Raw genomic sequence first — 15050 nt, 5'->3', positions numbered from 1 at the left:
GTCAGCCTCGCGCCGAGGCGTGGTCGAGGGCCGGATCCAACCAGGATCCCGACGGCAGCAGCTCGACCAGACTGTCCAAGGCCCGCTGCAGATTCTGTTGAGTGCCAGGCAAGAAGCTTCCGTAGAGTTCGCCGCCGACCTGGCGGGGCAGCGACACCAACCTGCCGTGTGCTGAGTCGAGAACGCCCGCGGCGGCCTTGGTGTGCGTCGTGGTGCCCCCGGGGTGCCGTTGGCTCGCCACGATCTCCACCCAGCTGCTGGGGTTGCTCACGATGTCGGTGTAAAGGCGCGCCATGGTAGGTGCGATGCCGTACCGGGTCAGTTGACCCGGGGTGGTGCAGTCAGCCAGTTCGCTGGCGACGCCGGTCAGCGGTTCGACGGGTGCCGGATCGGCCGACCCGAGAACCGTCGTCACCATGCCGGCCAGACCGATCTGCGGAGCAACCAGCTGCAGGACCAGCAGGTCGCCGTCGCGCGCGGCCACGACGTGGGTATCACCCTTGCGGCAGACCACGAATCGCACCATGGCACCACCCAGATCGCGGCGCCACCAGCGACCCTCCAACGTCCGGTCGGCCCTGCTGAGCGTGTCGACCATCGACGCCACCGCGGGGTGCGGTTGGCCGTGGTGGTCCAGCACACCTTGCTCGGTGAGGTCGCGCCGCACCTGATCCCACACGATGTCGCGCAGGTCCTCTTGCGGGATGTTGGGCCGAATCCCAAGTGCCACAGGGAAATCGACCAGGTGTAGCCGGTCGGCGATCACCAGCATTCCGTCGATGGTCACCTCGACGCCGACCACATCGTCGACGAGGCCCGCACGAGCAGTACCGAGCGGACCGGTCATGTCAGCCGAAGATCTTGTCGATGATGCCGGCCAGACCTTGGTCGGCGTTCAGGTAGGCGCTGGCGGCCGAGACCAGGTTGTTGGCCAACCCGCCGTTGACTGCCTGTAGTCCGGCAACGGTGCTGGTATGCGTCGTCTCGAACTCTTGCAGGGCTTCGTTGAAGTTCGATGTGAACGAACCGTGGGTGCTGGCGACCCGGGCGCTGACGCCGCCGATTTCACTGGTCACCTTCGGGAACATTCCGGAGACTTCCGTTTGGATGCCCGCCAGCACCTTCAGGAATGACGGTACGACGCCCAGTACTCCTGTCATGGGGTAAAACCCTCCTCTTCGTTTAACGTTTTACTCGCTATGGGCTTTGCTCGCTTGGCTTTCGCTGCTTAAAGGACAGTCCCCTCCGGCCGCCGTTGGCCGCCAGGTGTCCCGGCGTCGATGGGTGCGCGCTCGCCGTCGGTCGATCCGGCGGCGGCGCCCTCGTCGTCTTTCTTCTCATCGCTCACCAACGTGCCCTGCTGGCCGCCTTGCTGAGCTTGCGAGGAGATCATTTGTGCTTGCTGACCTGCCATGCTGCCCATCTGGCCGGGGCCGCCGCCCGCGGCGACGAGCTGCTGCAGCTGGCCCATCGTCGAGGTCAGCGAGCCCACGCTCGGCAGTTGGGCGAAGCCGAGCAACTCTCCGAAGCTCAGGCTGGGCAGACCGGCGAAGCCGCCCAAAAAGTCTGGCAACGCGGCCAATTCGGTCCAGGTGGGCAGCTTGCCCAAGTTGCCGACTCCCGGGATGAACTCACCGAGGCCCGGCAAGCCGGGGAACAGATTCGGGATGCTGGGCATCCCCGGCAGGCTGGGGAACCCGGGGATGACCCCGCCGAGTTCGGGCAGGTTGAGGTTGGGGAAGCCGGGGATGGACGGCCACTCGAAGTCGGGCAGCCCTGGAATCGGCAGCGGGAAGTCCGGGACGCCGACCTCCGGCGGCCACTTGAAGTCAGGCAGGCCGGGAATGTCGGGCAGCCCCGGAATCGGAATGTCAGGCAGCTGCGGCGGCCACAGGCCGGGAATGTCGGGGATGCCCGGCAGGGGAATGTTGGGCAGGCCCGGGAACTTCGGCAAGGTCGTGAACATCTCGAGCACCCTGCCGAACAGGCCCTTGAGGTTGGTGACGTTCATCAGCGTCATGATCGTCAGGTAGAGCAGTGCACCGCCGACGGTCGCCATCGCGATGCCGCACATGACCAGCGCCAATTCCCAGGACCACAGGTCGCCGAGCAGCGGAATCTTCTCGAGCACCTTGCAGGCCTTGTACACCCCGTCGATCATCTTCTTCATCGCGCGCAGCACGTCACGGGTGTTGGAAATGTATCTGGCCTGATTCGAGATCACATTGCCGGTCAGGTTGTCGATGTCACCCATGACCTGCGCGCGCAGTTGCTGAGCGATGTTCTGGTTCAAATAGGCGTCTGCCGCTTGGCCAATCCAATTCGTGCCCGGAATGGCCAGCCCCATCTTGTCGCTGATTTGCTTGAACAACGATGAGCCGGCGGCGAAGACGTCACCGTTGTCCGGGATAAAGCCCTCCCCGAGCAACAGCAACTGACCCCAGATGAAGTTACTCGTCGTCTTGCAGAGATCGCTTCCCGCCATTTACGTGATCCTCACACTCGCTGTTGCGTGCACGGTCTGTTTCGTGTGCACTTTTTGCATCGCACGATGAGCTTAACAGCGCGACGACCGGGGTAGATGCACCAATTTTCGTGCGGGAGAAACAATTTCGGGCACAGGCCGGCGCGGCTCGCACGCAAGAATTCCGGGGCCACCGAGCCGTGGTTCGGCCGTTCCCCGCGATATGGACCCGGGTGCATCCGTTCGAATAACGGCGCCCGGGCCAACCTCAATTGATTTGAATAATGAGCGATTCGATCGCCTCAGCGACCTCGCTGGGCAAAACTTCTTCAGCTTCGGCGCGGACGATCATCTCTTCGGCCACTCCGGCCGCTTGGGCGGTCTCGGCAGTGGAAAGATTCGCCCGTCGCCGTGCGGCATATAGACGTTGCGCCAGCGTGGCGCCCGGCGCCGTTGCGCCGAGCGTCATCAATTCGTCGTGATGGCGGCGCACCGCACTGAGCGCTTTGATCAATTCCGGGGTGATCCGGGAGATGCGCGTCGCTTGCACGGCGATGCCTTCCAGCTGACGCAGATCGGCCAGGATTGGCGCCGCCCGCTCGGTGAATTCCGGATCTTGCGGGGACGGCAGCGCCGCGATGGCCAGGCTGCAGGTGTCGACCGCCGCGGCGACGGCCTGTGCGATCAACGAAGCCGGGCCGTCAGCGGGCGGTGTTGGCGGGGCGGGGGGAGTTGGCGCCGAGGCCGGTGGGGCCGCCACGGATTCACCGTGGCGGATCCGAGCGATGGTGCCCGGTGGCCACTGCAGCACCTCTTCCAGCTTGGCCCGGGTGCGTTCGCGCGGCCAACTGCGCCCCTTCTCGAAAGCGATCAGCGCACCGGCGTTGATGATTCCGTCGGCGGCCAAACTGCGCTGGCTGATGTCGAGTTCGCGACGGCGAGCCGCGGCGGCCGCCCCGGCCCGCACCAACCCGGGGTCCGGCTCGTCCGATTCCTCGGCCGGCAGATTCGACGGACTGACGACTTCGAAGGTCAACGCTTCGCCTCCAGTGGGATCGTCGAACCGGACGATGGATTTGTCCTGCAGGGCGACCGGGCCGGTCACCATGTTCTCGCGCGGGCCGCCGACGAACATACCGCTGGGGCTGCGGTCAACGATCTGCTGCTCAGAGCGAACGGTCACGACACCGCGGGTGGGCACGGCCGGCAACAGGGCGCTCGTCTCGCGTCCCGTCATCGTCACCGTTGCGCCCTTTCCGATGTTGCGCCCTTGCTACGCTTTGCAGCTACGGTAGCCGCCGTCACCAGTCGAACGTCGCTCAACCGAACCTGGCTATCGCTACGGTTAGCTTACCTCGAAGTATCGCGAAGCGGAACGGTTTCTTGGCGCCAATCTGTAGCACCCGCCGCTTTGATCGAGATTCAACCGGCAGCGAGTACTCGTGGCCAGCACATTCGTGCAGGTAACGTGCTATTAGCGCGGACCGTCTAGCTAAGCCGTAGCACTGCAACGCCACAACTTCGCCTCGAACTGTTGCACTGCAACGGTTAGTGCTATACGCTCTGACGGCAGAGGGGACTGAACTGCAACGCTTCCAGGAGGAACGTAGAAATGACTGCAACAGCTTTGTACGAGGTCCCGCTTGGCGTGTGCACCCAGGACCCCGACCGTTGGACGACCACTCCGGACGCCGAGGCCAAGACGCTGTGCCGCGCTTGCCCGCGCCGGTGGATGTGCGCCCGCGACGCCGTCGAGTCTTCGAACGCCGAAGGGCTCTGGGCCGGCGTCGTCATTCCGGACTCGGGCCGGGCCCGGGCGCACGCACTGGGTCAGCTGCGGTCCCTCGCTGAGCGCAACGGTTTCCCGGTGCGCGCCAACCGGGTGTCCGCCAAGTCGGCATAACCTCTGCAACGGGCGAAGCGGCAACTATTTGGTGCGGTTGGTGGGCGCCAACCAGCGGTAAGGTAACTCGCATCTGACGAGGCGTCTGCGGATGCCACACCCAACCGTCGCGTCGAGGGGTCTGCGGTTGGGTGCAGTCAGTCGACCGGGTCGAACCGGAACACCGCGAGTTGACCGGCCAGCGCCTCGAACTCGTCGGGGCTGCCGTGACGGACCATGCCCGAGCGTTTGGCGAATGCCACGCCGACGGGCACCTTGACGGGAAACACCCGCAACACCGGCCTGGCTTGGGCGGCGGTCAACTCCACGATGCGGACCCGCTTCGACCGCCGCCCGCGCGACAGCGTGCCAACCCCGGCGGCCCGCGCGTTCGCCGCCCAATCGGCGCCGGGATACCCGGCGACGACATACAGACCGTCGTCGTAGGTGAACGGTGTCATCGGGGTACTGCGGAGTCGGCCGGACTTGCGGCCCGGCACGGTGAGCACCATCGCCGGACCGGTCGGGATACCCAGCTTCTGCACGGCCATCATCACCTTGTTCATCGGCTTGAGGTAACGCGGCGGCCGGGCTTCGGATACGGCGGACATGTTTGCTCCTCAGGAATTCGGGTTAGTGAAAAGGTCGCGATTTTGGGCGACCCATGATGCGAAGCTCTGTGCCGGTCGATCGAGGATCTTCTCCACGTCGTGAGTGACCAGTGGGGGCTGGTCGAGGGTCGCGGCGAGCATGGCCAGGTATGCGTCCCAGAACCCGGCGGGAAAGCCAGCCGTGACACCCATGCCGGCCAGCCGTTGTCGCGCCACGTCCGCGGGTATTTCTTGGTAGCGCAGCGGGCGACCGAGCACAGCACCGATGACATCGACCAACTCGGCATTGGTGAACACTTGCGGCCCGGTCAGTGGAATCTTCTGACCGACGAAGTCATCGGTCAACAACGTTCGCGCTGCGACCGCCGCGATGTCGCTTTCCACGATGGGCGCCTGCGCCGCGCCGGCGTACGGGCCGACCACCACGTCCCCGCTGCGGATCTGGGCCGACCACATGCCGACGAAGTTCGTGGCGAAGACCGTCGGCCGCAGACTGACCCACTGCAGCCCCGAGTCGATGGCGAGTTGCTCGACCTCTTCGTTGCGGTCGCCGCGAAAGCGCGACGGTTGACGGGCGAAGTCATCATCGGCGTTGATCGCCGACAGCGCAACGAGTTTGGTGACACCGGCGGTCACACATCGAGCTACCACGCCGGGAAGTTGTGGACCCAACGCCCGGGAGTTGAGGAACACTGCCGACGCGTCCTGCACCGCGTCGTCCACCGACTCGACGACTTCGACTCCGTCGGGAAAGTGGGCGGACTGCGGCCGGCGGGTCAGCGCCCGAACCTGCGAACCCGCGGCCGCGAGGAACGTGACCAGGGGGCGCCCGACATTGCCGGTTGCCCCGGTTACCACGACTGTCATGCGGATCTCCTTCCGTGAGAAACGTGCTCTGCTGGAAAGGACGGGCCCGCAGGTGAGAAAGTTACCGTCGCACGATGTAACTTTTCCTTCGCCCAGATCGTCGGAATGGCATGGACTCAGCGGCGTCAACCAGTGACCAGGTGGTGCAGGCCTGGCGCCAGCACCGGCCCTACCTGATCAACCTCGGGTATCAGATCCTCGGCGATGTCGGTAACGCCGAAGACGTTGCGCAGGAGGCGTTTCTGCGGCTGTCACGGGCCGACCTCGCCCAGATCGACGACATCCGCGGGTGGCTCACCGTCGTGACCAGCCGGCTCTGCCTGGATCAGGTGCGCTCCGCGCGGGCCCGCTATGAACAACTCGGCTCGACAGCCGCGGCGCAGCAGTCGGCCGAGTTGGACCCGGCCGAACGGATCACCCTCGACGACGAGGTTCGCACCGCGTTACTCGAGGTGCTACGCAGACTCAGTCCGGGTGAACGGGTGGCCTTCGTGCTGCACGATGTGTTCGGATTTCCGTTCGACAGCATCGCCGAAACGGTCGGTCGCCCGGTCGGCACCTGCCGCCAGTTGGCGCGCCGGGCTCGCTCGAAATTCGTTGCCGCGCAACCGAAGTTGAATGACGTCGCACCCACAGAACATCAGCTGGTCACCGAGATGTTCATCACCGCGTGCGCCAATGGCGACGTCGCCGCACTCGCGGCGGTGTTGGACCCGACGGTGTGGGGAGTGGGAACGGTCATCGCGGACCCCGCCCCGCCCCCGCAGATCAACCACGGACCGCACGAGGTGGCCACCAACCTGCTGCGCTACCTCGGGCCAGGGGTCACGCTGGTGACCGCGCCGGCCGGACAACCGGTTCTGCTGGCCTTCGCCGAACGGCGCCTTTTCGCCGTCATCGTGTTGACCATCCGCGACCGCCGGGTGAGCAAGATCGAGGCGACGGCCGACCCGTCGGCGCGGATGGGATCCGTCTAGGCCGCAGGGACTGCGCTGCCGCCGGTGCCGTCATCCACCTTTGCGGGCGGCATCCGGTTGCGCTCGAGCCGAGAAGTAGCCGACGATCGTCGCCGCGACCTGTAGGAACTTCAGCCGCGTGGCCGGCGCCATCTCCTGCGTTACGTCGATGACACCACCGGGCCGCAGGTGCGGATCGAACGGCACTTCGACCACAGGCTGGCCGTGGTCGACGAATTCGCGAGCCAGTAACGACCGGGTGCGCTTGTCCGCGTGGCCGTCGGAATCGTTGAGCACCACGATGCTGCGTTGCAGCAAGCCGGTCAGCTTGTGGTCGGAGAGCCACTCCATGGTTTTGGCGGCCGCCGAGGCACCGTCGGCCCACGGCGAGGAGACCACGATCAACGCATCGAGGTCCCGCAGCACCTCCTGGGTGACGGCCGCGTCCATCGTGGACCCGCAGTCGATGACCGAGATGGAGAAGTGCCGGTCCAGTCGCAAAGCGGCTTCCCGGTAGATCGCCGAATCGAGCACCCGGCGCGGACCGAATGCCGGCTCGCCGCCCAGCACATACAGGCCGACGGCGTTGCGCCCGACGCGTGAAGTCATGTCGGCGAACGATTGCAGGTTCTTGTCGGCGGTCAGTTCCCAGAACGAACCGGTGGTGCGCGGGTCGATGCGGCTGCTGAGCCGCCCGAACGCGGTATCGGCGTCGATGGCGACGACGCGGTCCTGCTGGCGCAGCTCGGCCAGGATGGAGCCGACGCTGGCGGCGACCGAGGTCTTGCCGACGCCGCCCTTGCCCAGCACGCCGACCTTGTGGGTGCCGTGCAACGGGATCCGGATCGCGGCCTCGAACTCCGCGGCTTCACGTTCGGCGGGTGACGGCCCGAGCTTGACCAGGCCGAGGGTGGCCACCCGCATGAACTTGCGCCATCCGCGCTCGTCGCGTTGCGTCCGCGCACGAGCCTGCAACAGCGCCGGGTCGACCCAGGGCATCTGCGGCTGCTTCGGGGGTGGCAGCCCGGGCCGGTCTGCCTGCGGGTGCGGCGCGGGAGGTGGCGGCCCGGGCGGCTGAGGCGGGGGCGGCGGGTGCGCGGCGCCAGGGGTCTGCGGCCGGGGTGGTGGTGCCTGCCCCGGCGGCGGCGGTGGTGCCTGCGGCTGGGGCGGTGGTGGCGGTGCCTGCGGCGGGCTGGGTGGTGGTGGCGGCGGGGGTGCCGGCACGTGCTGGGTCGGCGCTTCGGTTGCTGGTGCGTCGGGCGCGGACTGCGCCGGCGGTTCTCGGTGCGCCGGGGCCGGGGCAGGCCGCGGCGGCGCCGGGGTCGGTGGCGCTGCTGGCGGACGCGTGGGCGGCGCCGGCGGACGGCTGACCTGTGGTGGCGGCGCGGGCGGTCGCGGTGGAGCCGATCGTGCGTCAGCGGGCCGCGCCGCGGGCGGCGGGACGGCAGGGGCCTCGGGCCGGTCGGGCTGTACCCGGTCGCGCAGGAATTCTTCGCGCTCGTTCATGAGCTCCTCAGCAGACGCGGGCCCATCGGTGATGAACCCCACGGTTATCCGTCAAAGCCGGACGATGACGACATATCCCTCCAGTATTGGGCACCCACCCACCAGGTCGGCAGTGGTGGACGCCAGCGAACCTGGCACTCAGCGTCGCGCAAACTCGTCGCGCACCGTGCCGCGGCCGCCGGACATGGTGCCCGGCCCGGGGCGGAACTGGCCACAAGCAGCGCTGCCACGCTTTCTCTGATTCCTTGGTGCTGATGTGACAAGCCGGGGAAGTCGGGTGGCGGCGTCCGGGCCGCCCCGGACTGGCGCAGAGCAAACTTCGCCAATGGATTGGCGCGGTCGCTGGGTGGTGCCATGTTAACCGTGCAGAACGGGGCAGTCCCGGCGTTGTAGCGCACACCACACGGCCGTCGAAGATCGGTTACAGCGAATTTACGCCCGTGCCAGTAGGCAAGCTACTATTGAAGAAGTTGGCATGTCAGGCGGTATCTGTCATATCGTTTTACGACTTGTCGAAATCAGGTCCAGGGCCACCGTTCAGCGCTGCACGGACGACACCCTGACCGACAAAATCTCCGCTTGCGGACAGCCTATCGACAAGGCGGAAGGGGTCAAGCCCGCAACCTCCGGGTGCAGCCCCAATTCGGATCGGCATATGAGGCCCGCAGGAAATCTGCTGAAGGGTTAGGTGGGAATGACGCCCAAGCGCGTCGGGCTGTACAACCCCGCATTCGAACACGATGCGTGCGGGGTGGCCATGGTCGTGGATATGCACGGCCGGCGAAGCCGCGACATCGTGGACAAGGCGATCACCGCGCTGCTCAACCTGGAACATCGCGGTGCTCAGGGCGCCGAACCGCGCAGCGGTGACGGTGCGGGCATCCTGATTCAGGTCCCCGACCAATTCCTGCGGGAGGTCGTCGATTTCGAGTTGCCCGCCCCGGGCAGCTACGCCACGGGTATCGCCTTCCTGCCGCAGTCGTCCAAGGACGCCGCCGCGGCGTGCGCGGCCGTCGAGAAGATCGCCGAATCCGAAGGGCTGCAGGTACTGGGCTGGCGGCACGTGCCGACCGACGATTCGTCGCTGGGCGCGTTGTCCCGCGACGCCATGCCCACCTTCCGCCAGGTGTTCATGGCGGGCGCCTCCGGCATGAGCCTGGAGCGCCGCGCCTACATCGTGCGCAAGCGCGCCGAACACGAACTCGGCACCAAGGGCCCCGGTCAGGACGGACCCGGCCGCGAGACGGTGTACTTCCCGAGCCTGTCCGGGCAGACCTTCGTCTACAAGGGCATGCTGACCACCCCGCAGCTCAAGGCTTTCTACCTGGACCTGCAAGACGACCGGCTGACCAGCGCGCTGGGCATCGTGCACTCGCGGTTCTCCACCAACACCTTCCCGTCGTGGCCGCTGGCGCATCCGTTCCGGCGCATCGCCCACAACGGCGAGATCAACACCGTCACCGGCAACGAGAACTGGATGCGGGCACGTGAAGCGTTGATCAAGACCGACGTGTTCGGGTCGACGGACGACGTGGAGAAGCTGTTCCCGATCTGCACTCCGGGCGCGTCGGATACCGCGCGGTTCGACGAGGTCGTCGAATTGCTTCACCTCGGTGGCCGCAGCCTGGCCCACGCGGTGCTGATGATGATCCCCGAGGCGTGGGAACGCAATGAATCGATGGACCCCGCCCGGCGCGCGTTCTACCAGTACCACGCTTCTTTGATGGAGCCCTGGGACGGACCGGCGTCGATCACGTTCACCGACGGCACCATCGTCGGCGCTGTGCTGGACCGCAACGGCTTACGGCCGTCGCGGATCTGGGTCACCGAAGACGGCTTGGTGGTGATGGCGTCCGAAGCCGGCGTGCTGGACCTCGACCCGTCCACGGTGGTCAAGCGGATGCGGCTGCAGCCCGGCCGGATGTTTCTGGTGGACACCACCCAGGGCCGCATCGTCGCCGACGAGGAGATCAAGGCGGAACTGGCTGCCGAGCACCCCTACCAGGAGTGGCTCGACAAGGGCTTGGTGCCGATCGAGAAACTGCCCGAAAGCAAGCAAGTCCGGATGTCGCACGACCGACTTGTCATGCGGCAGTTGGCCTTTGGCTACACCTACGAAGAGCTCAACCTGCTGGTTGCGCCGATGGCCCGCACCGGCGCCGAGCCGATCGGCTCGATGGGCACCGACACCCCCGTCGCGGTGCTGTCGCGGCGTCCCCGGATGCTCTTCGACTACTTCCAGCAGTTGTTCGCTCAGGTGACCAACCCGCCGCTGGACGCCATCCGGGAAGAGGTGGTGACCAGCTTGCAGGGCACCACCGGTGGTGAGCGCGACCTGCTCACCCCGACGGAGGAATCCTGTCACCAGATCGTGCTGCAGCAGCCGATCCTGAGTAACTACGAGCTGGCCAAGCTGATCAACCTCGACCCTGACGACGAGGTCAACGGGCGCCCGCATGGCATGTGCTCCAAGGTCATTCACTGTCTCTACCCGGTCGCCGAAGGCGGCACCGGGTTGGCCGAGGCGCTGACCGATATTCGTGCGCAGGCCTCGGCGGCCATTGCCGACGGCGCGCGGCTGATCATCCTGTCCGACCGCGACTCCAACGAGCAACTGGCGCCCATCCCGTCGTTGCTTGCCGTCGCGGCGGTGCACCACCACCTGGTGCGCGACCGGACCCGCACCCATGTCGGGCTGGTGGTCGAATCCGGTGACGCCCGCGAGGTGCACCACATGGCGATGCTGGTCGGCTGCGGAGCCGCCGCGGTCAACCCGTACCTGGCCTTCGAGTCCATCGAGGACATGCTCGACCGGGGCGTCTTCGACGGCGTGGACCGCGAGACCGCGCTGAAGAATTACGTCAAAGCCGCCGGCAAGGGCGTGCTGAAAGTCATGTCCAAGATGGGCATTTCGACGCTGGCCTCCTACACCGGCGCGCAGCTGTTCCAGGCGGTCGGCGTGTCCGAGGAGGTGCTCGACGAGTACTTCACCGGCATGAGCTGCCCGGTCGGCGGCATCACACTGGACGACATCGCCGCCGACGTCGCTACCCGCCACAAGTTGGCCTACCTGGAGCGGCCCGACGAGCGTGCGCACCGCGAACTCGAGGTGGGCGGTGAGTACCAGTGGCGCCGCGAGGGCGAGTACCACTTGTTCAACCCCGAGACGGTGTTCAAGCTGCAGCACTCCACCCGCACCGGGCAGTACAAGATCTTCAAGGACTACACCCGTCTGATCGACGACCAGAGCGAGCGGATGGCCTCGCTGCGCGGATTGCTGAAATTCCGTGCCGGCGTACGCCCCCCGGTTCCGCTGGACGAGGTCGAACCGGCCAGCGAGATCGTCAAGCGCTTCTCGACGGGGGCGATGAGCTACGGCTCGATCTCCGCCGAAGCCCACGAAACACTCGCCATCGCCATGAACCGGCTGGGCGGCCGCTCCAACAGCGGTGAAGGCGGCGAGGACGTCAAACGCTTCGAACGCGACCCCAACGGGGACTGGCGCCGCAGCGCGATCAAGCAGGTGGCCTCGGCCCGGTTCGGCGTCACCTCGCACTACCTGACCAACTGCACCGACATCCAGATCAAGATGGCCCAAGGGGCGAAACCCGGTGAGGGCGGCCAGCTTCCGGGGCACAAGGTGTACCCGTGGGTGGCCGAGGTCCGGCACTCCACGCCCGGGGTGGGGCTGATCTCGCCGCCGCCGCACCACGACATCTACTCCATCGAGGACCTGGCTCAGCTGATCCACGACCTGAAGAACGCCAACCCGTCCGCGCGGGTGCACGTCAAGCTGGTCTCGGAGAACGGCGTCGGCACCGTCGCAGCGGGCGTGTCGAAGGCACACGCCGATGTCGTCCTGATCTCCGGACACGACGGCGGCACCGGCGCGACGCCGCTGACGTCGATGAAGCACGCCGGCGCGCCCTGGGAGCTGGGACTGGCCGAGACGCAGCAGACGTTGCTGCTCAACGGTTTACGCGACCGGATCGTGGTCCAGGTGGACGGCCAGCTCAAGACCGGCCGCGACGTGATGATCGGAGCCTTGCTCGGTGCCGAGGAGTTCGGCTTCTCCACCGCGCCGCTGGTGGTGTCGGGCTGCATCATGATGCGGGTCTGCCACCTCGACACCTGCCCGGTGGGCGTGGCCACCCAGAACCCGGTGCTGCGCGAGCGATTCGCCGGCAAGCCCGAGTTCGTGGAGAACTTCTTCATGTTCATCGCCGAAGAGGTCCGCGAGTACATGGCGCAGTTGGGTTTCCGTACCTTCAACGAAGCCGTCGGGCAGGTCGGTGCACTGGACACCACGCTGGCCCGCGCGCACTGGAAGGCCCACCGGCTGGACCTGACACCGGTTCTGCACGAGCCGGAGTCGGCGTTCATGAACCAGGACCTGTATTGCAGCTCGCGTCAGGACCACGGTCTGGACAAGGCGCTCGACCAGCAGCTGATCGTCATGAGCAGGGAGGCGCTGGATTCGCAGAAACCGGTCCGCTTCTCGACCACCATCAGCAACGTCAACCGCACGGTCGGCACCATGCTGGGCCACGAGGTCACCAAAGCCTATGGGGGCCAAGGCCTGCCGGACGGCACCATCGACATCACGTTCGACGGATCGGCCGGCAACAGCTTCGGCGCCTTCGTGCCCAAAGGCATCACCTTGCGGATCTACGGTGACGCCAACGACTACGTCGGCAAGGGCCTGTCGGGCGGACGCATCGTGGTGCGGCCGTCGGACAATGCACCGACTGACTACGTGGCCGAAGACAACATCATCGGCGGCAACGTCATCCTGTTCGGCGCCACCAGCGGAGAGGTTTACCTGCGCGGTGTCGTCGGTGAACGCTTCGCCGTCCGCAACTCCGGCGCGCATGCGGTGGTCGAGGGCGTGGGTGACCACGGCTGCGAGTACATGACCGGCGGCCGGGTGGTCATCCTCGGCAGCACCGGCCGCAACTTCGCCGCCGGCATGTCGGGTGGGGTGGCCTACGTATACGACCCGGACGGCGCACTGCCCGCCAACCTCAATCCCGAAATGGTCGAGCTGGAGAGCATCGACGAAGACGACGTCGACTTCCTGCACGGCATCATTCAGGCCCACGTCGACGCTACCGATTCGGCTGTGGGACAGCGGATCCTGGCTGACTGGGCCGCGCAACACCGGCACTTTGCCAAGGTGATGCCGCGCGACTACAAGCGGGTGCTGCAGGCCATCGCCGAAGCCGAACGCGACGGTGTAGATGTGGACAAAGCGATCATGGCGGCATCACATGGCTGATCCGAGCGGCTTCCTGAAATACACCCACCGGGAGTTGCCGTCGCGTCGGCCGGTGCCGTTGCGACTGCGCGACTGGAACGAGGTCTACGAGGACTTCAGCGAAGGGGCGGTGCGCGAGCAGGCCACCCGTTGCATGGATTGCGGTATTCCGTTCTGCCACAACGGCTGTCCGCTGGGCAACTTGATCCCGGAGTGGAACGACCTGGTGCGCAACGGTCGGTGGCGCGATGCGATCGAACGGCTGCACGCCACCAACAACTTCCCTGACTTCACCGGGCGGTTGTGTCCGGCGCCGTGCGAGCCGGCGTGCGTGCTGGGCATCAACCAAGATCCCGTGACGATCAAGCAGATCGAGCTCGAGATCATCGACCGCGCCTTCGAGGAAGGCTTCGTCAAGCCGCTGCCGCCCGAGGAGTTGACCGGGAAGAAGGTCGCCATCGTGGGTTCGGGCCCGGCCGGGCTGGCCGCGGCGCAGCAGCTCACCCGCGCCGGTCACCACGTGACCGTCTTCGAGCGCGACGACCGCATCGGTGGCCTACTGCGGTACGGCATTCCCGAGTTCAAGATGGAAAAGCGGGTCCTGGACCGGCGGTTGGAGCAGATGCGGGCCGAAGGCACCGAGTTCCGCACGGGCGTCAACGTCGGGGTGGACATCACCGTCGAACAGTTGCGCGCCGACTTCGACGCGGTGGTGCTGGCCGGCGGTGCGACCGCCGCCCGCGACCTCCCGGTCCCCGGGCGGGATCTGGACGGCATCCACCAGGCGATGGAGTACCTGCCCTGGGCCAACCGGGTCCAGGAAGGCGATGACGTGCTGGGGCCCGACGGCGAGCCGCCGATCACCGCCCGCGGCAAGAAGGTCATCATCATCGGCGGTGGTGACACCGGCGCTGACTGCCTCGGTACCGCGCACCGCCAGGGCGCGGCAAGCATCCACCAGTTCGAGATCATGCCCCGCCCGCCCGAGACCCGCGCGGCGTCCACCCCCTGGCCGACCTACCCGCTGATGTACCGGGTGTCGTCGGCACACGAAGAGGGCGGCGAGCGCGTCTTCTCGGTCAACACCGAGGAGTTCCTCGGCCAGGACGGCCGCGTCTGCGCCCTCAAGGCGCACGAAGTGCGCATGCAAGACGGCAAGTTCGTCAAGGTCGAAGGATCGGACTTCGAACTGGAGGCCGACTTGGTTTTGCTGGCGATGGGATTCGTCGGACCGGAGAAGCCCGGGCTGCTGACCGACCTCGAAGTGAAGCTGACCGAGCGCGGCAACGTGGCTCGCGGCGACGACTTCGACACCTCGGTTCCCGGCGTTTTCGTTGCCGGCGACATGGGTCGCGGCCAGTCGTTGATCGTTTGGGCGATTGCTGAAGGCAGGGCCGCGGCCCAGGGTGTGGACCGGTACCTGATGGGGGTCAGCGCACTCCCGGCGCCGATCAAGCCCACCGCCGCTCCGCTCCAGTAGTCACAGCAGCCACACCAGAAACACGCG

Annotated in this window: 12 protein-coding genes; 5 read left to right on the top strand and 7 right to left on the bottom strand. The window is 66.6% G+C overall.

The features are described from left to right. Position 1 precedes the first annotated feature (1 nt). The 4 genes from I2456_RS27755 to I2456_RS27740 all read right to left on the bottom strand — a co-directional run bounded on the left by I2456_RS27755 (position 2) and on the right by I2456_RS27740 (position 3701). A complete protein-coding gene (locus I2456_RS27755) occupies positions 2-847 on the bottom strand; it encodes an ESX secretion-associated protein EspG (RefSeq protein WP_068034026.1) in 846 nt (281 codons plus the stop codon). Position 848: 1 nt separating this feature from the next. Continuing rightward, positions 849-1160, bottom strand: a complete 312-nt coding sequence (locus I2456_RS27750; RefSeq protein WP_068034028.1) for an ESX-1 secretion-associated protein — start codon at positions 1158-1160, stop codon at positions 849-851. 68 nt (positions 1161-1228) lie between these two features. Further along, the gene (locus I2456_RS27745; RefSeq protein ID WP_085075810.1) at positions 1229-2485 is read right to left on the bottom strand and encodes an EspA/EspE family type VII secretion system effector; all 1257 of its coding nucleotides are present in this window, start codon (positions 2483-2485) and stop codon (positions 1229-1231) included. Positions 2486-2732: 247 nt separating this feature from the next. Then, entirely contained in the window at positions 2733-3701 is a 969-nt protein-coding gene (locus tag I2456_RS27740; protein WP_241008035.1) for a helix-turn-helix domain-containing protein, read from the bottom strand. Between the two features lie 375 nt (positions 3702-4076). On the opposite strand from I2456_RS27740, the gene I2456_RS27735 reads away from it, so the two are divergent. Beyond that, positions 4077-4367 (top strand): WhiB family transcriptional regulator, encoded by a 291-nt coding sequence (locus tag I2456_RS27735; RefSeq protein WP_085075811.1) that lies wholly within the window; start codon positions 4077-4079, stop codon positions 4365-4367. 137 nt (positions 4368-4504) lie between these two features. Here the strand turns inward: I2456_RS27735 and I2456_RS27730 are convergent, their stop codons facing one another. Together I2456_RS27730 and I2456_RS27725 are read right to left on the bottom strand one after the other, a co-directional pair. Further along, positions 4505-4957, bottom strand: a complete 453-nt coding sequence (locus tag I2456_RS27730) for a nitroreductase/quinone reductase family protein (RefSeq protein ID WP_085075812.1) — start codon at positions 4955-4957, stop codon at positions 4505-4507. A gap of 9 nt (positions 4958-4966) precedes the next feature. Then, the gene (locus I2456_RS27725) at positions 4967-5824 is read right to left on the bottom strand and encodes an NAD(P)H-binding protein (RefSeq protein ID WP_085075813.1); all 858 of its coding nucleotides are present in this window, start codon (positions 5822-5824) and stop codon (positions 4967-4969) included. Between the two features lie 110 nt (positions 5825-5934). Between I2456_RS27725 and sigI the strand changes: the two genes are divergently transcribed. After that, positions 5935-6801, top strand: a complete 867-nt coding sequence (sigI, locus tag I2456_RS27720) for an RNA polymerase sigma factor SigI (RefSeq protein ID WP_085075814.1) — start codon at positions 5935-5937, stop codon at positions 6799-6801. Positions 6802-6831: 30 nt separating this feature from the next. Here the strand turns inward: sigI and I2456_RS27715 are convergent, their stop codons facing one another. Further along, positions 6832-7779, bottom strand: coding sequence for a MinD/ParA family ATP-binding protein (locus tag I2456_RS27715; protein ID WP_085075815.1), 948 nt, complete (start codon positions 7777-7779; stop codon positions 6832-6834). A 17-nt stretch (positions 7780-7796) separates the two neighbouring features. Between I2456_RS27715 and I2456_RS29060 the strand changes: the two genes are divergently transcribed. From I2456_RS29060 to I2456_RS27705, 3 genes are all read left to right on the top strand, one after another. Continuing rightward, the gene (locus I2456_RS29060) at positions 7797-8150 is read left to right on the top strand and encodes a hypothetical protein (protein WP_308203643.1); all 354 of its coding nucleotides are present in this window, start codon (positions 7797-7799) and stop codon (positions 8148-8150) included. 830 nt (positions 8151-8980) lie between these two features. Further along, positions 8981-13564, top strand: coding sequence for a glutamate synthase large subunit (gene gltB / locus I2456_RS27710; RefSeq protein WP_085074045.1), 4584 nt, complete (start codon positions 8981-8983; stop codon positions 13562-13564). Then, entirely contained in the window at positions 13557-15023 is a 1467-nt protein-coding gene (locus tag I2456_RS27705; protein ID WP_068034042.1) for a glutamate synthase subunit beta, read from the top strand. Before gltB ends, I2456_RS27705 begins: the two co-directional genes overlap by 8 nt. Positions 15024-15050: the final 27 nt, after the last annotated feature.

It is taken from the genome of Mycobacterium kubicae (assembly GCF_015689175.1).
In the GTDB taxonomy this organism is placed as follows: Bacteria; Actinomycetota; Actinomycetes; order Mycobacteriales; family Mycobacteriaceae; genus Mycobacterium; species Mycobacterium kubicae.
The sequence above is the reverse complement of the archived record's forward strand: the minus strand, read 5'-3'. Positions and strand labels throughout refer to the sequence as shown.

What these genes read in the sequence shown, in the direction of transcription:
- I2456_RS27755 (WP_068034026.1), bottom strand. Translation starts at nt 847, where the DNA reads ATGACCGGTCCGCTCGGTACTGCTCGTGCGGGCCTCGTCGACGATGTG.
- I2456_RS27750 (WP_068034028.1), bottom strand. Translation starts at nt 1,160, where the DNA reads ATGACAGGAGTACTGGGCGTCGTACCGTCATTCCTGAAGGTGCTGGCG.
- I2456_RS27745 (WP_085075810.1), bottom strand. Translation starts at nt 2,485, where the DNA reads ATGGCGGGAAGCGATCTCTGCAAGACGACGAGTAACTTCATCTGGGGT.
- I2456_RS27740 (WP_241008035.1), bottom strand. Translation starts at nt 3,701, where the DNA reads ATGACGGGACGCGAGACGAGCGCCCTGTTGCCGGCCGTGCCCACCCGC.
- I2456_RS27735 (WP_085075811.1), top strand. Translation starts at nt 4,077, where the DNA reads ATGACTGCAACAGCTTTGTACGAGGTCCCGCTTGGCGTGTGCACCCAG.
- I2456_RS27730 (WP_085075812.1), bottom strand. Translation starts at nt 4,957, where the DNA reads ATGTCCGCCGTATCCGAAGCCCGGCCGCCGCGTTACCTCAAGCCGATG.
- I2456_RS27725 (WP_085075813.1), bottom strand. Translation starts at nt 5,824, where the DNA reads ATGACAGTCGTGGTAACCGGGGCAACCGGCAATGTCGGGCGCCCCCTG.
- sigI (WP_085075814.1), top strand. Translation starts at nt 5,935, where the DNA reads ATGGACTCAGCGGCGTCAACCAGTGACCAGGTGGTGCAGGCCTGGCGC.
- I2456_RS27715 (WP_085075815.1), bottom strand. Translation starts at nt 7,779, where the DNA reads ATGCCCTGGGTCGACCCGGCGCTGTTGCAGGCTCGTGCGCGGACGCAA.
- gltB (WP_085074045.1), top strand. Translation starts at nt 8,981, where the DNA reads ATGACGCCCAAGCGCGTCGGGCTGTACAACCCCGCATTCGAACACGAT.
- I2456_RS27705 (WP_068034042.1), top strand. Translation starts at nt 13,557, where the DNA reads ATGGCTGATCCGAGCGGCTTCCTGAAATACACCCACCGGGAGTTGCCG.